The organism is Leptolyngbya iicbica LK (assembly GCF_004212215.1).
Lineage (GTDB): Bacteria > Cyanobacteriota > Cyanobacteriia > Phormidesmidales > Phormidesmidaceae > Halomicronema > Halomicronema iicbica.
This window is the reverse complement of the sequence record NZ_QVFV01000001.1, coordinates 1250734-1273197: the sequence shown is the minus strand read 5'-3', so window position 1 is coordinate 1273197 and position 22464 is coordinate 1250734. Positions and strand designations below refer to the sequence as shown.

The 22464-nt window shown below is 55.2% G+C and carries 20 protein-coding genes; 10 read left to right on the top strand and 10 right to left on the bottom strand.

The genetic code is table 11. The features are described from left to right. Positions 1–24: 24 nt before the first annotated feature. Both DYY88_RS05370 and ppk2 read left to right on the top strand, forming a co-directional pair. Entirely contained in the window at positions 25–369 is a 345-nt protein-coding gene (locus DYY88_RS05370; protein WP_039725889.1) for a hypothetical protein, read from the top strand. 203 nt (positions 370–572) lie between these two features. After that, the gene (gene ppk2, locus DYY88_RS05365) at positions 573–1598 is read left to right on the top strand and encodes a polyphosphate kinase 2 (protein ID WP_084606991.1); all 1026 of its coding nucleotides are present in this window, start codon (positions 573–575) and stop codon (positions 1596–1598) included. Positions 1599–1669: 71 nt separating this feature from the next. Here ppk2 and DYY88_RS05360 read toward each other — a convergent pair whose 3' ends face one another. After that, positions 1670–5299 (bottom strand): helix-turn-helix domain-containing protein, encoded by a 3630-nt coding sequence (locus tag DYY88_RS05360; RefSeq protein ID WP_084606990.1) that lies wholly within the window; start codon positions 5297–5299, stop codon positions 1670–1672. Positions 5300–5675: 376 nt separating this feature from the next. Beyond that, a complete protein-coding gene (locus tag DYY88_RS05355) occupies positions 5676–6281 on the bottom strand; it encodes a late competence development ComFB family protein (RefSeq protein WP_052288274.1) in 606 nt (201 codons plus the stop codon). Between the two features lie 306 nt (positions 6282–6587). On the opposite strand from DYY88_RS05355, the gene DYY88_RS05350 reads away from it, so the two are divergent. Next, positions 6588–7613 (top strand): ABC transporter permease, encoded by a 1026-nt coding sequence (locus DYY88_RS05350; RefSeq protein WP_039725887.1) that lies wholly within the window; start codon positions 6588–6590, stop codon positions 7611–7613. A gap of 249 nt (positions 7614–7862) precedes the next feature. After that, positions 7863–8648: a hypothetical protein gene (locus tag DYY88_RS05345; protein ID WP_130199326.1), complete on the top strand. Its 786-nt coding sequence runs from the start codon at positions 7863–7865 to the stop codon at positions 8646–8648. A gap of 16 nt (positions 8649–8664) precedes the next feature. Here DYY88_RS05345 and DYY88_RS05340 read toward each other — a convergent pair whose 3' ends face one another. Next, positions 8665–9924: a hypothetical protein gene (locus DYY88_RS05340; protein WP_039725885.1), complete on the bottom strand. Its 1260-nt coding sequence runs from the start codon at positions 9922–9924 to the stop codon at positions 8665–8667. Positions 9925–10412: 488 nt separating this feature from the next. Between DYY88_RS05340 and rpaB the strand changes: the two genes are divergently transcribed. Genes rpaB through DYY88_RS05325 form a run of 3 tightly spaced genes read left to right on the top strand, consistent with a single transcriptional unit; the run spans position 10413 to position 13235 of the window. Continuing rightward, positions 10413–11144, top strand: coding sequence for a response regulator transcription factor RpaB (rpaB, locus tag DYY88_RS05335; protein WP_039725883.1), 732 nt, complete (start codon positions 10413–10415; stop codon positions 11142–11144). A gap of 57 nt (positions 11145–11201) precedes the next feature. Beyond that, positions 11202–12236, top strand: coding sequence for a phosphate acyltransferase PlsX (gene plsX / locus DYY88_RS05330; RefSeq protein ID WP_039725882.1), 1035 nt, complete (start codon positions 11202–11204; stop codon positions 12234–12236). Positions 12237–12239: 3 nt separating this feature from the next. Further along, positions 12240–13235 (top strand): beta-ketoacyl-ACP synthase III, encoded by a 996-nt coding sequence (locus tag DYY88_RS05325; protein WP_039725881.1) that lies wholly within the window; start codon positions 12240–12242, stop codon positions 13233–13235. 160 nt (positions 13236–13395) lie between these two features. On the opposite strand, the gene DYY88_RS05320 is transcribed toward DYY88_RS05325, so the two are convergent. Both DYY88_RS05320 and DYY88_RS05315 read right to left on the bottom strand, forming a co-directional pair. Further along, the gene (locus DYY88_RS05320) at positions 13396–14154 is read right to left on the bottom strand and encodes a hypothetical protein (protein WP_039725880.1); all 759 of its coding nucleotides are present in this window, start codon (positions 14152–14154) and stop codon (positions 13396–13398) included. A gap of 77 nt (positions 14155–14231) precedes the next feature. Further along, a complete protein-coding gene (locus DYY88_RS05315; RefSeq protein ID WP_039725879.1) occupies positions 14232–15893 on the bottom strand; it encodes a D-Ala-D-Ala carboxypeptidase family metallohydrolase in 1662 nt (553 codons plus the stop codon). A 41-nt stretch (positions 15894–15934) separates the two neighbouring features. Between DYY88_RS05315 and DYY88_RS05310 the strand changes: the two genes are divergently transcribed. The 3 genes from DYY88_RS05310 to DYY88_RS05295 all read left to right on the top strand — a co-directional run bounded on the left by DYY88_RS05310 (position 15935) and on the right by DYY88_RS05295 (position 17866). Next, positions 15935–16726, top strand: a complete 792-nt coding sequence (locus DYY88_RS05310) for an HAD family hydrolase (protein WP_039725878.1) — start codon at positions 15935–15937, stop codon at positions 16724–16726. A 377-nt stretch (positions 16727–17103) separates the two neighbouring features. Next, positions 17104–17523 (top strand): RusA family crossover junction endodeoxyribonuclease, encoded by a 420-nt coding sequence (locus tag DYY88_RS05300; protein WP_039725877.1) that lies wholly within the window; start codon positions 17104–17106, stop codon positions 17521–17523. Positions 17524–17530: 7 nt separating this feature from the next. Then, entirely contained in the window at positions 17531–17866 is a 336-nt protein-coding gene (locus DYY88_RS05295; RefSeq protein ID WP_201278959.1) for a hypothetical protein, read from the top strand. A gap of 470 nt (positions 17867–18336) precedes the next feature. Here DYY88_RS05295 and DYY88_RS05290 read toward each other — a convergent pair whose 3' ends face one another. The 5 genes from DYY88_RS05290 to DYY88_RS05270 all read right to left on the bottom strand — a co-directional run bounded on the left by DYY88_RS05290 (position 18337) and on the right by DYY88_RS05270 (position 22451). After that, a complete protein-coding gene (locus tag DYY88_RS05290) occupies positions 18337–18987 on the bottom strand; it encodes a hypothetical protein (RefSeq protein ID WP_039725875.1) in 651 nt (216 codons plus the stop codon). Between the two features lie 16 nt (positions 18988–19003). Beyond that, the gene (msrP, locus tag DYY88_RS05285) at positions 19004–19996 is read right to left on the bottom strand and encodes a protein-methionine-sulfoxide reductase catalytic subunit MsrP (protein WP_039725874.1); all 993 of its coding nucleotides are present in this window, start codon (positions 19994–19996) and stop codon (positions 19004–19006) included. 86 nt (positions 19997–20082) lie between these two features. Continuing rightward, positions 20083–21360 (bottom strand): vWA domain-containing protein, encoded by a 1278-nt coding sequence (locus DYY88_RS05280; protein WP_039725873.1) that lies wholly within the window; start codon positions 21358–21360, stop codon positions 20083–20085. Next, positions 21357–22031, bottom strand: a complete 675-nt coding sequence (locus tag DYY88_RS05275) for a MerR family transcriptional regulator (protein WP_039725871.1) — start codon at positions 22029–22031, stop codon at positions 21357–21359. The genes DYY88_RS05280 and DYY88_RS05275 overlap by 4 nt, the downstream gene beginning before the upstream one ends. Before the next feature lie 186 nt (positions 22032–22217). Further along, positions 22218–22451 carry a ribbon-helix-helix domain-containing protein gene (locus DYY88_RS05270; protein ID WP_039725870.1) on the bottom strand — a complete coding sequence of 78 codons (234 nt, stop codon included), beginning with the start codon at positions 22449–22451 and terminating at the stop codon, positions 22218–22220. Positions 22452–22464: the final 13 nt, after the last annotated feature.

The window sequence follows — 22464 nt, the reverse complement described above, 5'->3', positions numbered from 1 at the left end:
CGGTCTAGATTTTGAATTCAGTTTATGAAATACAACTTTGATATCATCGGCGTCACGACTGTTTGGGATTTTTTTCGGCACCAGCAACAAGTCGAGCAGTCACCTGATCGTGGCTGTGCTTATCTCGGGAGCTACAAATGTACCCTCGATGGCTTTATTGAAGCGACTGAAACGATTGAGCGTCGGCCCGATTGGGATTGGGATGCTGTCGTCGCGCAAATGATTAATTTCTGGATGCAGGATGGCGATCGCGTCTCACGCTGGCAACAAGAACTCAAAAATGCTGAAGAAACCAGTTTGATTGTGGGTCGGATCGCTAATTTTGCGAATCTGCGTAACGAATTTGAGCAGCTTTTGGGGGAGTCCTAAACTCTTCTCGAGCCATTGCTGAAGAGCGGGTCTCTGAGGAGCAGGCTTATTCCTCAGAGATCCGCTGCCTGTTTTCCCTGCGCGCATGGATATGTTCTCTGCCCGTTTTCTCTGAGCAGATGTTGTCCTACGTTTTGTAGATTATGGATGAAGTGAGCAGAGGCATGATTTACAAGTAATAAAAGCTCGTTGTCAGGAATGCAATGACTAAGAACGGCCCCAAGGCGGATGCGAATGGCACTGCCGAAGCTTTGACTGAGACGCTAGCGAAGGCTGAGCCCTCTGCCGAAGAGAAATCTAAAAAGACGAAAAAGAAAAAGCAGTCGGTTAAGAAAGCCTCTAAGAGCAAGAAAGCGCCCAAAGATAAATCTCAGGTGAAAGCTCATAAGCCTGATCAGGCATCGGCGGATCGTCGAGTCTTCCATTACTCTCAAGAGTCGGAGGGAAGTTCTAAGCTGCCGAAGAAGTTGTATGAAAAAGAGCTGGCGCGGTTGCAGGTCGAGCTGGTCAAAATGCAGTATTGGGTGAAGCATGCCGGAGCCCGGATTGTCATTATTTTTGAAGGTCGCGACGCGGCGGGTAAAGGCGGCACCATTAAACGCATCACCGACCCCCTGAATCCTCGCGGGTGCCGGGTGGTGGCATTGGGGACGCCCAGCGATCGCGAAAAAACGGAATGGTATTTTCAGCGCTATGTGGCCCATTTGCCTTCAGCGGGGGAGATTGTGTGCTTTGACCGGAGTTGGTATAACCGGGCAGGTGTGGAACATGTGATGGGCTTTTGCACCGAGCGGCAATATCGTGAGTTTATGCAGACGTGCCCCCAATTTGAGCAAATGCTGGTGCGGTCAGGCATTATTTTGCTGAAATATTGGTTTTCGGTCAGTGATGATGAGCAAGAGCGGCGCTTTCAGTCGCGGCTGACGGATCCGGCCCGGCGGTGGAAGCTGAGCCCGATGGATTTACAATCGCGCGATCGCTGGGTCGAATACTCCAAGGCGAAGGACGAGATGTTTGCCCACACCAATATTCCTGAGGCACCCTGGTTTACGGTGGATGCCGACGACAAAAAACGGGCGCGCTTGAACTGTATTAGTCACATTTTGTCTAAGATTCCCTACATCGATATGACGCCGGAACCGTTTGACTTGCCCCCGCGCCAGCCCGCTCCTGACGATTACGTGCGACCACCCATTAATGAGCAATTTTTTGTCCCGCGCGTCTACTAAAGTTGCTTGCTGCCGCTGCCAGGCGGTTGCTGAGTCGGCGTTGCTGGCCACGGTTCAGGAAAACTCTGAGCCTAGTAGTCGCTTGCGCCGAGGGAATAAAGCATTTGGCGCTCCGATTCGCTGAGGCCCAGACAACCGCCAATTTGCATCCCCTCGTAGGGGCGATCGATGCGCAATTGTCCTTGGGGTTGGCCCAGGGGCACTGACCACAAGCTGATGTCACCGTTTTGGCGAGCACAGATGAGTGACCGGCCATCAGGGCTGGTGCTAACGTGCCACCATGGCTCGTCGTCCGGAGGGCAGGTCGCCACATAGGTCTGACGTTCAATATCCCATAGCGATAGGGTTTGAGTATCGCTAACGATGGCAATAGGGTGATGATGCTCATCGAGGACGATGCTGTGAATGTAATCGGCATCTGGCGGCTCCCAACGGTGGCTTAATTGGCCCGTTGTTGTTTGCCACTGACAGATTGTGCCGTCTTGGCTGCCACTGTATAGGTAGTCGCCATCCGCAGACACTTGCAGGGCGTGGACACGCCGCCGATGGCCAGACGCGGTGAATTGAGCGTTGCCTTTAAAGTCCCAGGCTTGAATTGTGCGATCGCGACTACCACTGTATAGATATTGACTGTCGGGAGAAAAGGTGAGGGCCATCACCTGATCCAGGTGAACCTGGTTCTTTTGCCAACGAAAAATCCGTTTAGATAAGTCCCAGAGGGCGACGGTGCCCATGGCGTCGCCTGCGGCCAAGTGGGTGCCATCAGGACTCAGCGCTAGTGCTGTGACGGCTTTGGGCAAACGCATCGTCCACACGACCCAGGCTTGGGTCGTCCGATCCCACAGATGAATGTGACCGCTCACCATGCCCACCGCCCAGTAGTGGGGGGGCAAACTGGTGGCGATCGTCTGCACTGAATCTGGGGTGGAACCGAGCGTCGGCAACTGCAGGCGGCTATGGGGGAGCCAGCGCTGCCGCTTGCGCGAAAACTGCCAGCACCTTAGGGTGTGGTCATCGTGGCTGCTGAGTACCTGTAGTGGCGCGATCGAGAGTGCTAGTTGGCGGGCTGGATGACGGTTGCTGCGCCAGACGCCTAAGCATTGACCCGAGGGCATTTCCCAACGCTGGACGGTATAGTCACAGCCGGTCATGAGTTCGGCACGGTTGGGGTTAAAGACTAAAGACTCTACGGGGGCGCAGGGTTCTGTGATTTGGCATAGTCGCGATCGCGCTTCCACATCCCAAACTGAAATGGTGTTATCGACGTCGCTGGCCGCGAGAAAACGCCCATCGGCACTCATTGCTAACGCCATAAATGCCTCACACGGCTCGTTCATGATGAACTGTGGGCGGGCCGATGCCATATCCCACACGATGAGTTGGCCGTCATCGCGGCCGACCACCACTGCTTGTACTAACTCGGTCGCGAGTGATGGGCGATAGGCGACCGTGCCCAAGACATTGGTGAGTCGACCTTGAAATCGCTTGAGGCAGGTGCCAGTCTCGATATCCCATTCCACAGCTGCACAATCTTGGCCGCAACTGAGGAGACGGTGACCATTGGGACTGAAGGCGATCGCGGTGATGGTACCGGCATGAGCAGGTAGACAATGACGCTCTTGGCCGGAGGCAATGCGCCAAACATGGAGATTGCCCTCGGCATCACCCCCTACCAGCGACTCTTGATCGGGGCTAAAGGCTAAGGTCGTTAGCGGATAGGCCAACTCGGAGGCAAACTGCTCTGGCCCTAAGTCGGAGCTTAAGTCCCAAAACCGGACGGTCCCATCTTGTCGAGCTTCGGCCAATAATTGTCCATCGGGGCTAAAGGCGATCGCATCAATTGCCTCTGGTACCGCCAGCATGGCTCGCCGCAAGCGCCCAGTGGGCAGATCCCACAACAGCAGTCGTCCATCTTGGTCGCCAACAGCGACCTCCTCACGATGGGGATTTATGGCAATCACTGGATAGCGGCTCATTGGCTTGGCTAATAGCGTCTGGGTTAAATCCGCTCCGGCAATGGATAGCCCTTGAAATAAGTCGGATTGCAAATCTGCGCCCCGGAGCTGCAAACCATGCAGGCTGACCTCAGGCAACGGTACCTGCCAATGGTGGGCGAGATTCATCAGATTGCCGGGCCGATAGTCTGGCGTAGTCGAAGGGGCGGATAATTGGCAGGTTTGTAATGCCTGTGCTAGAAAGTCTTGCTTAGCGATCGCGGTTGGATATTGTGTATCGAGGTGCTCCGCCACCGCCGTTAATAGCGTTTGGCGTTGCCACTGCCGCACTACTTCGGGGGCATCGGTTTGCAAGAGGGCATACTGGCTCAGCCACTGGAGTTGGTCTGAGGCGTTAGCCTCCAGTAGCTCAGTCAGCCAGCGATCGCACAAATATGGTTGTAACAGGGCTGGTAATGCAAGTTCCCAAACCAGGTCTTGCTGTACGTGGCTGCGACAAATGCCGCGATCGCACAGGGATTCCAGGGCGGCCAGCGACGGGGGCGTGCCCAGATACTCGCCCAATTGCTGCCAAGAGAGGGGGCGTCGACTGAGGGCGAGCCATGTCGCCACTTGCCACTCTAAAGCCGACAGCGGGGCGAGCCAAGCCTCGGTGTAGGTATAGACCAAGCTGGGTTCCTTTTGACAAGCTGCCAAGCAACGATCTAACCGCCCGCCAAAGGATGATAACCGCCGCCCCAGTTCCCGCAAAATCAGCGCGGGTATGCCGCCATAGTCCTGGCTTAGCTGTTGCCACGCGACTGACGATGCCTCGATATCTTCTGGCCAGATCGCGAGGCTAGCAATGTCATCTGCAGACAAGCCGGTCAATACGTAACGGCGGCAACTAGAACCCGCGATCGCGCTAATCACCCGCGATACCTCACGTCCGACCCATAGCAAACAGCTGTGATGCGCGCGACTGGCCAGCGCGCTCAACACCTCTTGGTACGCGCCAAATTCGGACGCATACATGCCAGCGAGGTTTTGTGGACAGCACAAGGTCTCGGTGCGGTCTAACACAATCAAACTCGGCTGCCCAGCCAAGGTTTGCACCAGCAAGTCCAGCAAATCTGCCAGTGGGGCTGACTCAGCAGATGATACTGCCAACCGCGACAAAAGGCGGTGGACTAGGGCGGATGGTGACGGGCGATCGCGCAAGTCTTCATAAATAAAGCGACGAAAGTGCCCCCTGACCTGTGCGGCGAGTTTGACGGCAAACCAACTCTTGCCCACACCTGGCAAGCCCGACAGACAGAGTAGACGACCCCGCTCTTCGACAATCCACTGGGTCAGCGTCGCCAGTTCGGCCTCACGCCCCCGAAAATCTGTCACGTCAAAGGGAAGTGGATCGACCGGGACATCTACGACGGTTGCTGCAGTCGCCGCTGTTGAGGGTGGGGACACGGTGGCAACAGCGGGTTGTTGGGTGGCCTCTGACCAGCGCTCGATCGCCGTTCTAAAATTAGTTTTTTTAACTTGCACCCCCAGCGCCTGGGACAACACCTCCCACAAAGCCGGGCCGACATCGCGACTCAGATACCCTTCGGTGTAGCCTGCCTTAGAGGCAATGGTTTGGTACGTATCTCGGTGCCATGAGCCTTCTAACACCAGACGCTCAATATCCCGAAGCCCTTCTGACCGTACGGAGCGAACGGCTAAATCTGCTGCTCTAAACGCCTCGTCAAACCCCATTAACCCAGACATTGATTGCGCGTACCCTGATGATAGTTCGAGTCTATTGCCTATGTCCTGAGTTTTCCTGAGTTTTTCTGAGTCTATTAATACTTGAGAGCCCGTTGATGAAAGTTGATGAAAGGGACGCTTGAATCAGCTCAAGCTAGCGATGCAGTCGATGGAAAACGATAGTGACTCGCCGCCGCGATCGCCACCTATCGTTGCAGGGTGAAACATAAGAAACATAAAAAGACGCTTGATGGCTAACCTGTCACTGCCTGGGGATACCCTGGTCAGCCTGCACAAAGACATATTTGCCAGCAGTGGAAGCAACTCCCAAGATGGCACAAGCGTCTAAAATTCCGTTCATCCCGATCTGCCAAATCGGGCCGTTGCAGGCCGATCTCTAGAGGCGATATCGCGGATCGTCCCAGCCCCCGCGAGGTTCGTGAGCAGCTTGTTCAGCGGCTGGCTGCAGCGGCTCGTTTTCTAAATGCCTGGGCCGCCGTCGCCGGTGAGTCCAGGCGACCTGGCTCGTATATTGGCCGGGCTGCCAAGACTCAGGATAGGTCTGTGGCATGGCTGTGTGTGCGTCGTTTTTGAGATCACTGAGCTTGACCAAGGCTTGTTGCCAATCGAGCTCTGGCAAGTTGAATAGAGCTCGCAGGGCTTGTAGAACGGCTTCTGACTCTGGCGGATGACCCAAATATAAGGGTTGAGAAAGGCGCAAAGGATCAACCTGGACAGCCGCGATCGCTTGTCTGACAGCACTTTCGACTTGCCGACCCAGGTTACGAGTTGCCTGTTGTTGTTGATGTTCCAACCCCTTTTCACTCGAGGCATACAACGTGGGCAAACGGTTAAGGGCGTAGGTGACAATCTCTTCGATTTTGAGGTAGCGGCGCACTCGACCGGGTACGTGATGCAATTGCCGATTCACTTCATCCACGACAATCTTTTCCATCACGTTGATGTAAGACCGTTGGACGGGAGGACGCTTAACTTCATTCATGGCTGCGTTTGTTTAATGGCGATAGCTAAAAATCCGCTGACCCTCAACCAACGTCACCCTGGATAAATCTGTGGTCGTCTAGCGGGTATTTACTTAAATTACTCTTAAATCTTCCTATTCTGTGTAGAACAGAACACGGTATTTACAGATACTTGACCTTTCGCGGTCCTTATATTAAGCCCTGATATGGCTTACCCCAGCTCGGGTGCGTTTGTCTGAGCCGTCGGTCACATCATCCAGCCGGACGTCAATGTCGCTTTCGCTGTATGGTAATGAGCGTGATTTGGCGTTGTGGTAACAGGTCGTATGGCTCGTTCAAATGCTTTGCGGTACTACATCATCACGCGGCTGATGTTAGCGCCGTTGATGATTTGGACGATCACGACGGTGGTGTTTTTATTGCTGCGGGCGACGCCGGGCGACCCAGTCGATGCGTTATTGGGGCCGCGAGCGCCTGATGCGGCCAAAGATGCGCTGCGATCGCAACTGGGCTTAGATGCGCCGCTGATTGTGCAGTATTTGAATTATCTCGGGCGGTTGCTGTCCTTCGATTTGGGCACGTCGATCGCCAGTCAAGGACAAACCGTTTGGGAAATCATCGGCGACCATTTTCCCGCCACGGTAGAACTCACATTTTGCGGCATGGTGGTGGCGGCTGGCGTTGGGCTGACAGTCGGGGCGATCGCGGCCTCTCGGCCCAATTCGCCGTTAGATGCAGGGGGACGCCTGTTTGGCATTGTGACCTATGCGGTGCCAATGTATTGGTTTGGCATGTTGCTGCAACTATTGTTTGCCGTGCAGCTCCGCTGGTTTCCCATTGGGACGCGCTTTCCCCTCTCGGCAACGCCCCCGGCTGGCCCCACTGGCTTGTATTTAATCGATAGTTTATTGACTGGACGCGCTGATTTGTTTTTCACCACCCTGCATTATCTGGCCCTGCCCAGTCTGACGTTGGGAATTTTGATCAGCGGCGTATTCGAACGGATCGTGCGGGTTAATCTCAAGCAGACGCTCCGCGCTGATTATGTGGAAGCCGCCCGAGCTCGGGGCATCCCCGAAGTCCGAATCATTGTCTCCCATGCGCTGAAAAATGCTCTGATTCCTGTGGTGACGGTGTTGGGCCTGACCTTTGCTTCGTTGTTGGGGGGCGCGGTGCTGACGGAGGTGACCTTTTCGTGGCCCGGTCTGGCCAATCGTCTGTATGAAGCCATTTCTCAACGAGATTATCCGGTCGTTCAGGGGCTGATGGTCTTTTTTGCCATGATTGTGGCGTTGGTCAGCATTGCGATCGACATCTTAAATGCCTATGTCGACCCTCGTATCCGCTATTAAGTAGTGAAGTCGCCTCCGCAAACAGTGTCCTTGCATGGGTGGGGGTGAGCACTGTGTCCGCTAGCGACATCTTCAGGCGACCACCGGGATAATTGCGATCGCTCGACTCAAGATCTGTTTTGATGACCTCCTGTGTGTGTTTGCCTACCGTGATCATGACCGACTGGGCATATAGAGAATCATGTGTTCACTGGTCGATTCCAGGTCGAGTCCATACAATAACGAGTAACGATTTTTTGGACAGCCCATATGCCAGCCCCTGTCCCCCCTTCGATGTCATCGCCGCGCCGCGCGTCAAACCCGTTGCAGCGCCGCCTTTTCCGGCAGCAACGGGTTTGGCGGCAGGTAACGGCTTATCGGCCACTGATGGTCCTGGGGGGCATTTGGCTGGGGTTATTAGCGATCGCGTTCCTGGCGTTTGGGCAGTTGACCCACAACGCGCCTGATCAGCCCACAGCGGTTGAGCCGTCGACGGTTTATCCCCATGAGCGACTGCAAGGCGGGGATGAAGCGCCTACTCCTCAGCCGGAAACGAGTCAGTCGCCGGATGCGGCAGCCCCAGACTCCGCCACCGCTGTTAAAACCCAAACGGTGAATGGCTTATCGGTTTGGACGATCGCGGCTTTGGTGGCGAGCTGTGCGGCGGGATGTGCCCTGCTCTCAATTGTCATCAAGCTGCCTCGTCGCCCCAAAAAGCGCCGTCCCCGGCGAGCTCAGGCGACTCAATCGCGCAAACGTTATCGTTTGTCAGCGAGCCAGCGGCCCTCGGTATCGGCGGCATTGCCAGCTCAGCAAAACGACCCAGCGACCCCCGCAACGGTGCCCAAACTGGAGACGTATAATCCTGACCAACCCCTGGTTGCCAAGTCAGCCGATGCGACGCCATCGCGGCCTGCCGCTGCCCCAACGGCAACTGCTGCTTCAGAGGTGACCGTGGTCTCCGAAGACACGCAACATCGGTTAGATTGGCCCAGCGATAGTCTCGTGAATACGGCTGATGTGCGACAGCGGCGATCGCTCTCGTCATTTATGTAACTTCTGCTCGTCAGGATCACCAATGGCCCCCTTCGCAGGCCAATAACTGCTCCAGAGTAGCGATCGCGACGGCATCGCCCTCGGCTCGAATAGCTTGCTCCATGCCCACATTGAGCAGTTCCATTCGCAGGCGTTGGTGGTAAGCCGTCAGGATTTCCTGCGGTGGACTCGTGAAATCGGTCTGCGGAACCGAGAATTCACTAAAGGAGCCCGTGAGGGGATAACCCAACTCTCGGGCCAGGGCGGTGATGACAAACGCCTGTTCGGGGCGGGCCGACCCTAGCCAAGACTGGAGCGGTGCCGCCAAAATAGCCGCTTCATCCACGTCAGAAGCTTGCCGCTGCAGCCAAGCCTCTGATGTGGAAATCGGCCAATCAGGGGTTTCACCATCCACCTTGGCAAAGGCGTGGGCTTCGGCATAGGAAACCTGGCCGTCCTCGTTATAGTCAGCGCTGGGCACCGACTCGCCTAAGCGATCGCGACCGCTCAGGCCCGCAAAAAAGCTAGAGCTGTAATCGCGATAATCAGCCTCATTGACCAAGGGTGTGCAGCCAACCGAGGGACGAGTTTTTACCGTGGCAAAAAAGCCACAGCGACTCCGGAGCGCGATCGGCTGACTCGGCTCCCCCCCTTCATAAATCAGGTTGGCAAACGAGCCCGAGTAACACTGCGCCATCATCGTGACAAAGGGAGTGTCGGTGGGCCATTGATCCAGCGTCGTTGCCAGGTCTTGCACTGACAGCAGCGCCTCTTGCCAAAGAATCATGGCGTTGTTGTCGTCGTTAGCGGAGTTAAGCGCGCCATGTCCGGTGAAATACATAAACACCGGACAATGCTCTGTACCCTTGAGGGTTTGGGGGTAAGCCTCCAGCCAACTTTGCACATTGGCTTGGGTCGCCGAGCCCGTTAACCCCTCAATATTGGGTGCTTTGAAGCGTTCTGTGCCCCGTGGGTCAAGATAGCGAATCGTTGCTTGCCCATCATTACCATTGGCGAAAAAAATACTGGCGGCGGTGACGGATTCTCCCAAATGCGCCAGCGTGCGCTGAAAGTAGCGAACGTTCTTTTCTAGGGCAATTTCGTTGTAGCTAGGGGCACCCCCGCCAGCCACGACAAGAAATGTGGTTTCGAGCGACGGTGGCGGGACATCAGAGCGCCAGCTCTCAAGCGAGGTGACCGCAGCGGGCACAGACCATGAGTCGGCTTGGCGAGCAACGGCGGCCATGGCAGTAATGGCGGCGATCGCCACCCCTAAGCCTGCAATGTGACGCAACATCCCCCTCCTGTCTCAATTCTGCGCCTGACTCCATTGTGCAAGATTTAGCGGTCTCTGACTGCTCAGCGCTCGTGCTCTAGTGTCGTTAGCCGCGCCCATTACGAGCTCATCAATTGTTGCGCATCGGCACAAAACTTTGCTGACAGACCCTGCTCACAATTACGCCGTGTCATCTTTTGAAAAGTTCTATTTTTCCGTACCTAGCTAATTAAATCTTAAGAAATGCTAGAAACGAGAACAGCAAAGGCTCTGAGAGCTTGTAAACGTCATAGAATAATTGTTGACTTAACGGCAATGTACAAAAGTTCTTTACGAAGTTAAATTTACGTACAGCATTTTCTTGTCTAGTAGGGTGTTGCCTTGACTGTGAGTGCGCGACCTCGTGATGAGTTCTGTGCCTGACTAGCTTCAAAAGCTTTGTATCGCTCATCATTCATTGTGCATGAGCCAATCGCTAAGTCCAGTGTTCGTTGGGAGCAGCAATAGCCTTGGAAAGTACGAAAGAAAAAATTTTGGTGGTGGACGACGAAGCGAGTATTCGCCGCATTTTAGAAACCCGCCTCTCCATGATTGGATATGACGTCGTGACTGCTGCTGATGGCGAAGAGGCGATTGAAACGTTTCATGCATCCTGCCCCGATCTCGTCGTGTTGGATGTCATGATGCCCAAGCTCGATGGCTACGGTGTCTGTCAGGAACTTCGCAAAGAATCAGATATCCCCATCATCATGCTGACGGCTCTGGGCGACGTGGCCGATCGCATCACTGGCTTAGAGCTTGGGGCCGATGATTATGTGGTGAAGCCCTTTTCCCCGAAAGAACTCGAAGCGCGGATCCGCTCAGTTTTGCGGCGTGTCGATAAAAGCCAAGCCACCGGCATTCCGAGTTCCGGCGTGATCTCGATTAATGCCATTCGCATTGATACGAATAAACGCCAAGTCTATAAAGGGGACGAGCGGATTCGGTTGACCGGGATGGAATTTAGTCTGTTAGAGCTGCTGGTCAGCCGTTCGGGGGAGCCGTTCTCTCGGGCTGAAATTTTGCAAGAGGTCTGGGGTTACACGCCAGAGCGGCACGTCGATACCCGTGTAGTCGATGTCCACATTTCGCGATTGCGCGCAAAGTTAGAGGAGGATCCGAGTAACCCTGAACTCATCTTGACGGCTCGGGGCACTGGCTACCTATTCCAACGAATTGTGGAACCCGGCGAAGAATTGTAGGTTTGGGCAACGGGGTAGTCTGCTAGAATTTTCTAAGTTTTTTACAGAATTCAGTCCATGGTAGCGACTCGCGCTCGAATCGCCGTAGATGCTATGGGTGGTGACCACGCACCCGCCGAAATTGTGGCTGGTGCCATCCGGGCAAAGGCTGAGCTGGATGTGGATATCCTGCTAGTTGGTGATCCCGACCAAATTAGGGCCGCCACTCCCAATGAAGAGAATCTGAGCGACCTCAAAATTGTGCCAGCTGAGGGCACAATCGAAATGCATGAGGAGCCTCTCAGTGCCCTACGTCGTAAGCGTAAGGCATCCATCAATGTGTCGATGGATTTGGTCAAGCAGCAGGAAGCTGACGCGGTCGTCTCGGCGGGACATTCTGGTGCGGCGATGGCGGCGGCGCTGTTGCGTCTAGGGCGTCTCAAGGGCATTGATCGACCCGCGATCGGGGCGGTATTTCCGACAGTCTTGGCTGATAAGTCCGTGCTGATTTTGGACGTGGGGGCTAATGTCGATTGCCGACCTAAATTTTTAGAGCAGTTCGCGGTCATGGGCACGGTGTACTCCAAACATGTTTTGGGCATTGAACATCCTAAAGTTGGACTCCTGAATATTGGTGAAGAAGCCAGTAAAGGCAATGACGTGGCGGTACAAGTGCATCAACTCTTGACCGATCACCCGGCAGTGCCGTTTGTGGGCAACGCCGAAGGTCGGGATGTGTTATCAGGCCAGTTTGATGTCGTAGTCTGCGATGGATTTGTCGGCAATGTCCTGTTGAAGTTTGCCGAAGCGGTGGGTGAATCGGTGCTCCAAATTCTGCGAGAAGAGTTGCCCAGGGGCTTGCGTGGCAAGGCGGGGACGCTGATTTTGAAAGATAACTTGAAGCGCATTAAGCAGCGCGTTGACCATGCTGAACACGGTGGTGGGTTACTGTTAGGGGTAGCCGGAATTGCGGTGATTAGCCACGGTAGTTCTCAGGCTCCTTCTGTCTTTAATGCGATTCGTTTAGCAAAAGAGGCAGTCGATAACCAGGTATTAGACCGCATTCAGGCTCAATATCATAAGGTGGCGATGCCTGCGGCAGACGGAGAATAGATTGTGCAACAAACAACGCTAGGGGTGTCTTTGGTCGGATGTGGCTCGGCCCCATTGTCTGTGGCCCTCAGCAATGAAGACCTCAGCCAAATGGTCGATACATCCGATGAATGGATTGCGACCCGCACCGGCATTCGTCAGCGACACATTGCCACGGCTCAAGATTCCCTGAGTAGCCTGGCCGCTCAGGCTGGGTCGGCAGCGCTGGAGATGAGTGGCCTAACTGCTGAGGCGGTTGATTTGATTATTTTGGCAACCTCTACACCGGATGATTTGTTTGGTAGTGCGGCGCAAGTGCAAGCTCAGCTAGGTGCAAATCGGGCCGCAGCATTTGATCTCACAGCGGCTTGCTCGGGCTTTGTGTTTGCGCTGGTCACGGCGGCTCAATATTTGCGGATGGGGGTGTATCAAACGGTCTTAGTCGTAGGGGCCGATGTGCTGTCGCGCTGGACTGATTGGAGCGATCGCCGCACGTGTGTCTTGTTTGGCGACGGGGCTGGGGCGGTAGTCTTGCAGGCGAGCGATCGCGATCGATTACTGGGATTTGAAATGCGCAGTGACGGCAGCATGAATGGCTGTCTTACCCTCCCCTATCAAGCCGAATCGTCTGTTCTGGTTGATGACAAAATGACCCAAGCAGGTACGTTTGCCCCCATCGATATGAATGGGAAGGAAGTGTATCGATTTGCGGTGAAGCGAGTGCCAGAAATTGTTGAGAAAGCCTTGTACCGTGCAAACTTGACAACTCAGGATGTTGATTGGTTGCTGCTGCACCAAGCCAACCAGCGGATTTTGGATGCCGTTGCTAGTCGCTTAGACATTCCTGCTGAGCGGGTGATTAGCAATATGAGCCGACATGGCAATACGTCTGCGGCCTCGATTCCGATCGCGTTGGATGAAGCTGTCCGCGCGGGCCAAATCAAGCCGGGTGATGTGGTGGCGTCATCGGGGTTTGGGGCTGGCTTGAGTTGGGGCGCAGCGATCTTTGAATGGGGCTAGCTCGGGGTGCTTAGGAGGTGTTTGCAAATGGCCTCCGGGATCGTTGGGGTTTGGCACTGCCCAACCCTGACAACACCCTTATGGTTTTGGGAAAATGATTGAAGTGCTAAGTCCTTATTTGCCTGATAGCAAACCAGGATGAGGCCACCATCATCGCCGCCTAAGCTGGCTTATAGGTACTGCGAATGGTGACGTTAACGCCTTCTGCCGATTGTTCCAAAATCAGGAGGGGGGTCGGCTTGGCTTTTTGATCCCAGTGCATATTGGCTAGCCGTCCTTGAATCGTGGGTTGCCAGGCTCCACCTTCCGCCTCGGGACTTAAGAAGGTTTCAATACACTCAATAATTTGATTAATGGTGGTCGAGGTAGACTGGGTGGGCAGCTTCGCCAGTTTGATTTCAATGCGGAAGAGAATCCGCGTTTTAGAGCCCAGTGCTTCGCTCGTTTTATAGGCCACATCAAAAATTTGATCGATTTGCCGCGCTTTGCTGGCAATGCCTACCATGCCAGTTTCCGCCTGTTGGGGTCGCAATGCCGCCGCCAATTGCTGTTTCACCTTGACTTTTAGCTGGTTCACAATCTGGAAGTGGAACATCTCTTCTTCCATGCGCATTCGCAGATAGTCAAGGTTGAATTCGCGTGAGTGCACCAAGTCAGGGTTTTTCTCCATCTTCGTGATGGTGGCGGTGGCCATTTTGACCCGCTTTTGCAGTTCCTGATTTTTGTACTCCACAAACTTGATTTGTTTGCGCAGGCGTTTGTCCTGCAAGTAGTTCATGACACCGGCAGCGATCAGCAAAACAAACAGCACTCCAGAGGTCATCATCCAGAGATTGATGGGTTTGGCTGGGGCCGGTGGTGGTTCTGGGGCTGGTGCTTGAGCCACGATCAGCTGGGTCTGAGGAGACGGAAATAACATGGCAGGAAAACCTGTTCAACTCATATCTTTAAGATTCCCGTTTAGGCTCTGATCCGTATCATGAAGTGCTTTGTACTTTAGTGAAGCCAGCGGGCTCGATAACCTCGGGCGTCTAGGTGACAGAGATAGGGAAAGCGCGTATAGCGGCCTAAGCCACCGGGCCACCAGGGATCTAGCGCCCAGTAAAGTTGACGGCCCGTTAAGCCATCACAATAAAAGTCGATCGCATCTCCCACGATATGCCGACTCATGGAGGCCCCCCCGGCCTGGGCGTTGATCGCTGGGGGCCGGTACCAACTGGTGATGATAAAGGGCCGACCAATGCGATCGCGGGCTTCTTGAGCTAACTGGGCAATGCGGATCATCGCGTCAACGGTGGCTTGGTCGGGGGGCATGCGCGCGCCGCCTCGGGTTGCCTCGGCCCAGGTAAAGCTACCGCCCGGCACAATGGCGGCGGCGAGTTGCAGATTGTCGGGAGTCCAACGAGTCGGGCGGCGGGGCGGCGGGGCCGGCATCGGCGCGGGCATGGCTTCGAGGGCATCGCGGCGGGCGCGTTCCATCCGCCGCAAATCATTGAAGAGGGACTGAATCGCGGGGATGCGGCCATCTAACCGCCGCCAAATAGTGACCAGGCGAATTAAGGCTTCCCGCTGATTGGCCGCACCCGTGTAAATCGTGGGCACCGTCAGCCAAAAATCGAGGAGGGCGCGATCGAGTTGCTGGGCAACCTGGGCGATCGCCGTAGCATTGCCTGCTTGATTGACTAAGGTTTGGGGATCGATTCCTAACTGGCGCAGCACTGTCGGGCGCGAGTCTAAGCCGTGCCACATGCGATAGCCTTCGGTCAGGGCAAATCGTTGATCTCCCTGACCGCGATAGTTAGCGGGCAGCCGTTGGACAAAGGCCACCAAAGCCGGGTCGAGAATTTCAGGATTGCTTTCGTGGGCGAACGGATCTTCTGCTGACAGGCTTTGAATCGCTTCTTCTCGGGAGTCCAGCTCTCGCCAAATCTGCACTAAGCGAATCAGGGCCTCGCGCTGGTTGGGATAGCCGGAAAAATAGCGATCGGCTTGGGCAATGAATTGCAGGAGCGCTTGATCGAGTTTGGCTTCATCAACTTGGTCGGGCGATTCATCAAAGCCAAGGGCGGCGATCGCGGCGGCTTGGGTATCGAGCTTGCGCCACATCCGCACGGTTTCTAACAGAGCTTCTCGTTGAAAGGTCAGCCGACTGTAATTGTTGGGGATTCGCTCTACAAAGGCGATCAGTACCGTATCGAGGTTGGCGAGGTTTTGGGGCAGGGTGGCGGCACTAAAGTCAGTTTTCAGATCAGCGAGGTAAGCTTGCCGCAATTCCCTCGCATCCACAGGTTCTAAATGGGCGGCTGCGGCGTCGTTGGGAGGAGGATTGTAGCCTTCGGCGATCGCTTGCAAAAAGCGATCGGTATAGCGACCGGCGGCCATATCCCAGAGATCCTTACCCTGCCAGCCCGTGGCGGTGAGGTGACTGGTGAGACTGCGAATCGTGTTGGCCGCGTATTGCACCTGCTCGGGAAAAGTATTGACCTGATCGGGGGGGATCCGATTGGCGGGAGCAATGCCGAGGCCCGTTTCGCCATCGACCAACGGTGGTTTACGCTGAGTCGCGTACAGAGCCGCCAAAATTGGCTTGTGGATACCTGCACGAGCTGCTTCGATCAGATAGTAATCATTGCGTTGATCCGGCGAACGTTGTGCCATAGCCCTGAATCCTTCCAACATCCCCAAAGTTTAGGACGTTTATGAAAAAATCTCCGGTGCTGTGGCAAGAATCTTCGTGGTCACAGCTACAAAGGGTGCAACTGGTCGCCAGCGACATGGACGGTACGTTGACACGGCAGGGTCAATTTACGCCCGATTTACTGCAAGCGCTGACCACCCTCGCAGATTTGTCGGTTGCGACGCTCATTGTGACGGGGCGTTCGGCGGGTTGGGTGCAGGCGGTGACCCACTATTTGCCCGTGGTGGGGGCGATCGCGGAAAACGGCGGCGTCTTTATCGCTCCCCAGACAGGCGCAACCGAACTATTGGTGGAGGTGCCCGCGATCGCTCAGCATCGTCAACAGTTGGCCACAATGTTTGCTCAATTGCAAGGAGAGTTTCCTGACCTCACCCCGGCGGTCGATAATCCCTTTCGCCTGACGGACTGGACCTTTGCGGTGGGCGATTTGTCTCCGGCAGCGCTGGACTGCATTGCCGCAACCTGTCGCCAAGCCGGATGGGGCTTCACTTACAGTACGGTGCAGTGCCACATTCGTCCCCAGCAGCAAGACAAAGGTGTGGGGCTGCAACGGGTTTTGCAGCAGCATTTTCCCCACATTGCTTTGACGGATGTGGTGACCGTGGGCGATAGTCCCAATGATGAAGGATTATTTGATGGCAATCTCTTCCCGTTATCGGTCGGTGTGGCAAATGTGCAGCACTATGTCGATCGCCTGCAACACCGTCCCACGCTGATCACCCCAAGTGCAGAAGTGGCGGGCTTTCAGGAATTGGTAGCGGCGATCGCCCAGGCAAAAGGGGGAGAATGGTGATGTTCAGGATTAATTAGGCGGCAGCGGGGTAGGAGGGCAGGGGGGTAGAGGGAGAGGAGCCGGAGGGGCAGGAGCCTGGGGACAAGAGGGAGAGGAGCAGGGGGGGCAGAGGAGCAGGGGGGCAGAGGAGCAGGGGGGCAGACGACTGGTCTGGTGGTGATGGTAACGTTCCTAACTAATCGATCCAGGTGCCTGAATTGGCCAAGTTGCGTGGAGGTGCACGACTTTGTGACTCAATGACACCTTTGGGATCGACATAGCGTCATCAACCATAAAACCAGGACAGATTTACTATAAAAATTTATGGACTGGTGCAGGCTGGCTGAGCCACCTGCAGTTCCTATCGTCGGCTTTGGTGTCTCCTTTGGTCTAAGCTTGTGCTCCCTTGCGAATTCATCCTGCCGGGTCGGCCTGTTTCGTTTCAAACCAAAGATCAGTCAAAGCTCCACGCGTGGATGGCGATGGTGCAAAAGGTTGCGACTCAAAGCTGGGAGGGCGATCGCCCCTACGATGATTATGTGCGCCTGAAGCTGACTTATTATTTCGACGCGCCGAGTGGCAAAGAAGACAGCGTGCCCGATAGCGACAACATTATTAAGCCGGTGCGTGCTGCGTTGGTGGGGGTGATTTTTGAACACGATTATCTGGCGTCAGATGTGATTAGCCGCCGTAAAAATTTGAATGGCTCCTTTCGGGTGCGGGGCATGTCGCCGATACTAGCGGCGGGCTTTATCCAGGGAGTAGAATTTGTGCATGTTAGGATCGAATACGCTCCGGATCCTGCCGATTTGAGCTAATGCGTTCTTGCGAGTTGTCACTGATATGAGCTATCGCACCCATCAATCGAGTTTGGAGCACCGCCGGGTGCTGAAACTGGCGCGCGAATATCGCAGCGAAGGGTATGACGTGACCGTGTATCCGCAGGCAGCAGAGTTGCCAGAACCCCTATCAAAATGTCCTCTGGATTTGATTGCCCGAGGGGCTGACAAGGTGATTGCGATCGAAGTCAGAACCCGCGAGAGTTTGACCCTCAACGGCTTAGAAGATCTGCGACGCATGGCGGAAAAGATTAAAGAAATTCCGGGTTGGATTTTTGAACTCGTGGTGACTAATCCGCGCCAGTCGAAAAAAGAGAACTAAAGAATGGGAATTTAATTAACGTCAATTCGGGGTAAGAAATTCCTGGCGTTGGCACCCTGCCGAGGACTCAAAGTCCATGGCTCATGGTCACAAGTCCGTTGAAACGGACTGCCGATGTGGGGATAGCGACCCGATTGAGTCCGTTTTAACGGACGTTTGCTATGAGCCAGGGAAATTTATTCCCTGGCGGATGGGCCGCGAAGCTTAACCCGAACTCAGGTTAATTAAGTGTGGACAGCCGTCTTGGCTGGGCTAGAGCAGACAAGATGTCTGCCCGACGCAACTTGGATGCGATATAGCGCCGCGTAGATCGCTCCGGACATCCCCATGCTGCGGAACAAGGGGCTTAAGCCCCTGGCCTGTTGGTACCTTACTGCGGACTGCTATAAAATTCTTCTTCCCAAGTATGGTAAGGTTTTGGACTTTAGCGAGCTCTGTTTAAGCAGGCGATCGCGCTTGCTCAAACTTGCCTACTTTTTCAGGGGTTTGCCATCGACTCCCTCCTCAATTTGACCCACAAAGTTTTGCAGGGCTGTGAGTAGAGCATTACCGCCCAAAATGTAAGAAGAATTGGCAACTGTGGAATCCATTTGCGTGTTGCCGGCCACTAAGCCAATGCCGATCGCGGTTTGCAGAATGCCTAACGAGAGATCCCGCCGTCGTCGCTTTTTGGGTTTGCGGCTCAGGGCAATGGTCGCCTGGTGTTCAGCCAGAACGGCGTCGTTCAGCGCGGTGAAGATGTGGAGCAATTGCTGGCTGTCATTGAGGGGCTGAGCGGCATCGGGCGATCGCAGATAGTCGGCAATCACTTGTTGGAAGGTGGTTTGGCTGACCCCCATGGGATGAATCGAGTCCAGTTCCGTTGAGACAAAGGGGGCCGGATCTTGGCGTAGGCGCGATCGCAATTCATCGGTTGTTCCCGGGCGCGTTGCAGTCGATTGAATCAACGCATCAATTTCTGTCACCACTGTGGGCTTAGCGAGTTGGGTCAACACCTGCTGCTGGGCCGCATCTAAGATGGCCTGCCGCTCAGTGGCGGTCATGCCTGAATGCTTCAACTGTTGGACGGCTTTGTGCCACGCCCGTAGTGCCACCAGCAGTTCCTTTACTTCCGATGCCATAGCTTAAGGGACTCCGCTAGGCGTATAAATCGGCCACATAGTCGCCGTAGCCGTTATAGATAACCGTGTCCTGCTTTTCCCAATCAAACGGATTGGTGTTGGTGCCAACGATTTTTTCCGTCTTTTGTGACCAGCGGGGATGGGGCACATCGGGATTCACATTCGCCTCAAACCCGTATTCATTGGGCGAAATCGTATTCCAATAGGTGGCAGGTTGTTCGCGCGTGAACTCGATTTTCACAATGGATTTGCCGCCTTTGAACCCATATTTCCAGGGCAGCACCATGCGAATCGGCGCACCATTTTGTTTGGGTAAAGTTTGGCCATATAAACCGACGGCAAAGAAGGCGAGTTCGTTCGCCATTTCTTCAATGGTTAACGCTTCGACATAGGGCCAGGGAAGATTACGCCCTAAGCCCCATGACGGGCCAGGGGTGACTTCCGGGTCATAGAACGAGGTAAAGCTGACAAATTTTGCGTCGCTGGTAGGTTCCACTGCTGCCATCAGCGATCGCATCGGAAAGCCCAGCCAGGGCACGACCATCGCCCAAGCTTCGACACAGCGAAAGCGATAGACCCGCTCTTCCAACGGGAAGCGCTGAGTGAGATCATCCAGGTCAAATTTTTGAGGATTTTTGACTAAGCCGCCCACTTCCAAGGTCCACGGATCGGTCGGCAACGCTTGCGCCGCTTCCCAAATATTTTTGGTGCCGCCGAATTCATAGAAGTTGTTGTAACTGGTGGCATCGGCTTTTTCGGTGATGGTTCGCCCCGCATCGCGAAAGTCTGGATTGACGGTGTAGTCGCTGAGCGGTTGGCCCCAAGTGGCTTGCAGCTCGGGAGTGACGGTCGTGTCCGATCGCTGGCAAGACGCAAAGGAGACAGCGGAGGCCCCAATCCCCATGCCGACCAGCCCTTTGAGGACTTTCCGACGATTCCAGTAGGCGGCTTCGGGCGTCACGAGTCGCTCGGGGAGTTGCCAGGATTTGGGAAGGTGGATGAAGCTCATAGGGCGATCGCCAGCAGATAGAGTTGCCCCGATTGTGGCATTTTTCTACAAAACCGAGTGTGGAACCGCCCCAGTCGCGATCGGGTTTAATCGTCTGTCATGGCACGACGGGGATTGGATTGGCCGCTACGGTTGAGGCTGAATCGCTGCGATACGGCTTTTTTGCGAGCACTGGCAGAACGGCCAGCGGCGTAGTCGTTTTCCAGATCTTGCAGTGCGGCTTGCTCAGCGGCCAGTGCGGGAGATGCGGGTAAGCCGCCGAACCTAATCCGGGCAGTACTCAAGATTTCCTCAGCATTGCGCAGATCGCCTTGGTCAGAAAACGCGATCGCTTCGGCACGGGCACGAGCCGCCATGAGCAACGCCACCTGCTGCTGTACCGTGGCATCGGCGGGGAAGTCGCTGAACTGTTCGGGGCTGACCGTGGGGAGTTCGAGTCCGGCCCGCAGGGTCTGTCGTCCCGCTTGGTGGCGATCGTCCCAGGCCAAGCGTATGGTAAACAGTTCCGTCGCTTGCGACAACGCCGGAATTTGTAACCGCACCACTACGTTAATCGGGGAGCCCACTGCTAAGTTCGGCAGCTTGTATCGCTGGGTGTTGGTCAATTCAAAGTCGTTGAGCACATCCAGCACCTTGATGCCGTTTTGGGGTTCAATGCCCAAACTGACCCGCTGCCCCACCGTGGCGGCCAAACCCGACAGTTCGGTTTCAAAAATGTCTGCCAGTTGGTCAGCGGATTCGATATGGAAGAAGTTGCCATCGCCACTCGCGGCCATCGCCGCCAGCAGATCTTCGTTGTAGCCCTGACCAATGCCTAAGGTGCTGGTGCTGACGCCCCGTTGTGCGAGGCCGTGAACATCGTTGGCGATCGCATCTGGGCGAGTTTCGCCCACATTGGCCTGTCCATCCGAAAACAAAATGACGCGATTGAGCTGATGGGGGTGCAGATACTGACTCACTTGGGTGCCGCCTTCCACCCAGCCGTCGTGCAAAGCGGTGGAACCTCTAGCACGAATTTGGCGAATCTGGGCCAGTAACGCCTGTTTATCCGTTGCCAGGGTGCTGGGAACCAGGGTCGTAATGCGATCGTCGAAGAGCACTACACTGAGGCGATCGCTCGGCAACAGATTTTCCACTGCAAAACAAGCCGCTTCACGAGCCTGTTGAATTTTCGGGCCGTTCATAGAGCCAGAGTGATCGATCACCAAACTGAGATTGAGGGCGGCTCGCTCCGTTGTTGCGGGTAACGTCGGTGGGGTGATGCGAATCAGGACATCGAGTGTCATCGGCTGCTGGGCCACGACGGCTCCATGCAGGGGAATGAGTTCCAAGGTGGGTTGGGGCAGAGAGGCTTGTCGGGTCATGGTGGGTGTCTCCGGGATGAGTTGAGTTGAGTGAGAGATTGGGCAATCAGTTGCAGTAGACGTTCGCGTTCGTGGGCAGAAGCGGGCAAGGCAAAGGTGTCACGGACGTGTAACTCCAGTCCGTCTAAAAGTTCGAGACGGGTCCAGTTGGAGGTTGAGGGGGGTGCGGGTGATGCGGCCCCAAACGATTGAGGGCGACTTTTCGCCGCGGCACGGGAATTAGCCGCAGGGGCGGGAGCTGGGGCCGCACGTTGGGCCGTTGGTGGCGCTGAGCGATCGCGGACCTGCGCCAAAAAGGCGAGGGCGGGGTTGGCGGTTTCGACGGTGAGCTGTGCGCCCCCTTGCAGAAGATTCTCCAAGGTAGCGTTGGGCTGGCCGCCGATGAGTTGATGCATCGAACTCACGCTATACCCCTCCGCCAGCAGGCGACGCAGCACCAGCAACTGCAGTAGATGCCGATAGGTATACCGCACTTCCCGCCCTTGTTTGAGCGGTTTGTCGAGCAACCTTTGGGTGGTGTAGTGCCGCACCAGCCGGGGATTCACCGATTCTTGACCCCGACTGCCCACCGCTTCCGGCAAAAACTGGGGCAGAAGCTGATTGACCACTTCAACGAAGCGATCTAAGGCGAACTCTGGCTGCTGCTGCGCTAATTGTTGCAACGTATCCATGCCGCCATTCTAGTCAGTGACAACAAGCAATGTCAATGACAATCTTGCATGAAATATTTGTTGCCTTGTGATTGGGAATCGGCAAACTGCCGATTCCCAATCATGGCTTAGATGTAGCAGCGGAAAGATTCTGGTCGCCAAGACCAGAGAGTTTATAAAACTTCTACTATGCTGGGCATGGTCAGCTTAATTGTGGCGAACGGCGGCGCGAATAGTGTCCCAATTAGCGGCAGTCATGGGTGTTGCCTCACCGGAGTCAAGCCCTTCTAGCAGGAGCGGTTCCAGATGTTCTTGGCGAGCTTTGTCTTGTTGAATCAGTGCCTGGATATAGTCGTCAGCAGTGTTGAATTCCCCAGAGTCGATGCGGGCTTGTAAGTAGGCGGTTAGGGCTGCGGGCAGAGAAACGGTGAAGGTTGTCATAGCTGGCTAAGAG

Excerpts from the sequence above, each read along its gene's own strand:
- DYY88_RS05370 (WP_039725889.1), top strand. The coding sequence starts at position 25 with ATGAAATACAACTTTGATATCATCGGCGTCACGACTGTTTGGGATTTT.
- ppk2 (WP_084606991.1), top strand. The coding sequence starts at position 573 with ATGACTAAGAACGGCCCCAAGGCGGATGCGAATGGCACTGCCGAAGCT.
- DYY88_RS05360 (WP_084606990.1), bottom strand. The coding sequence starts at position 5,299 with ATGTCTGGGTTAATGGGGTTTGACGAGGCGTTTAGAGCAGCAGATTTA.
- DYY88_RS05355 (WP_052288274.1), bottom strand. The coding sequence starts at position 6,281 with ATGAATGAAGTTAAGCGTCCTCCCGTCCAACGGTCTTACATCAACGTG.
- DYY88_RS05350 (WP_039725887.1), top strand. The coding sequence starts at position 6,588 with ATGGCTCGTTCAAATGCTTTGCGGTACTACATCATCACGCGGCTGATG.
- DYY88_RS05345 (WP_130199326.1), top strand. The coding sequence starts at position 7,863 with ATGCCAGCCCCTGTCCCCCCTTCGATGTCATCGCCGCGCCGCGCGTCA.
- DYY88_RS05340 (WP_039725885.1), bottom strand. The coding sequence starts at position 9,924 with ATGTTGCGTCACATTGCAGGCTTAGGGGTGGCGATCGCCGCCATTACT.
- plsX (WP_039725882.1), top strand. The coding sequence starts at position 11,202 with ATGGTAGCGACTCGCGCTCGAATCGCCGTAGATGCTATGGGTGGTGAC.
- DYY88_RS05320 (WP_039725880.1), bottom strand. The coding sequence starts at position 14,154 with ATGTTATTTCCGTCTCCTCAGACCCAGCTGATCGTGGCTCAAGCACCA.
- DYY88_RS05315 (WP_039725879.1), bottom strand. The coding sequence starts at position 15,893 with ATGGCACAACGTTCGCCGGATCAACGCAATGATTACTATCTGATCGAA.
- DYY88_RS05310 (WP_039725878.1), top strand. The coding sequence starts at position 15,935 with ATGAAAAAATCTCCGGTGCTGTGGCAAGAATCTTCGTGGTCACAGCTA.
- DYY88_RS05290 (WP_039725875.1), bottom strand. The coding sequence starts at position 18,987 with ATGGCATCGGAAGTAAAGGAACTGCTGGTGGCACTACGGGCGTGGCAC.
- msrP (WP_039725874.1), bottom strand. The coding sequence starts at position 19,996 with ATGAGCTTCATCCACCTTCCCAAATCCTGGCAACTCCCCGAGCGACTC.
- DYY88_RS05280 (WP_039725873.1), bottom strand. The coding sequence starts at position 21,360 with ATGACCCGACAAGCCTCTCTGCCCCAACCCACCTTGGAACTCATTCCC.
- DYY88_RS05275 (WP_039725871.1), bottom strand. The coding sequence starts at position 22,031 with ATGGATACGTTGCAACAATTAGCGCAGCAGCAGCCAGAGTTCGCCTTA.
- DYY88_RS05270 (WP_039725870.1), bottom strand. The coding sequence starts at position 22,451 with ATGACAACCTTCACCGTTTCTCTGCCCGCAGCCCTAACCGCCTACTTA.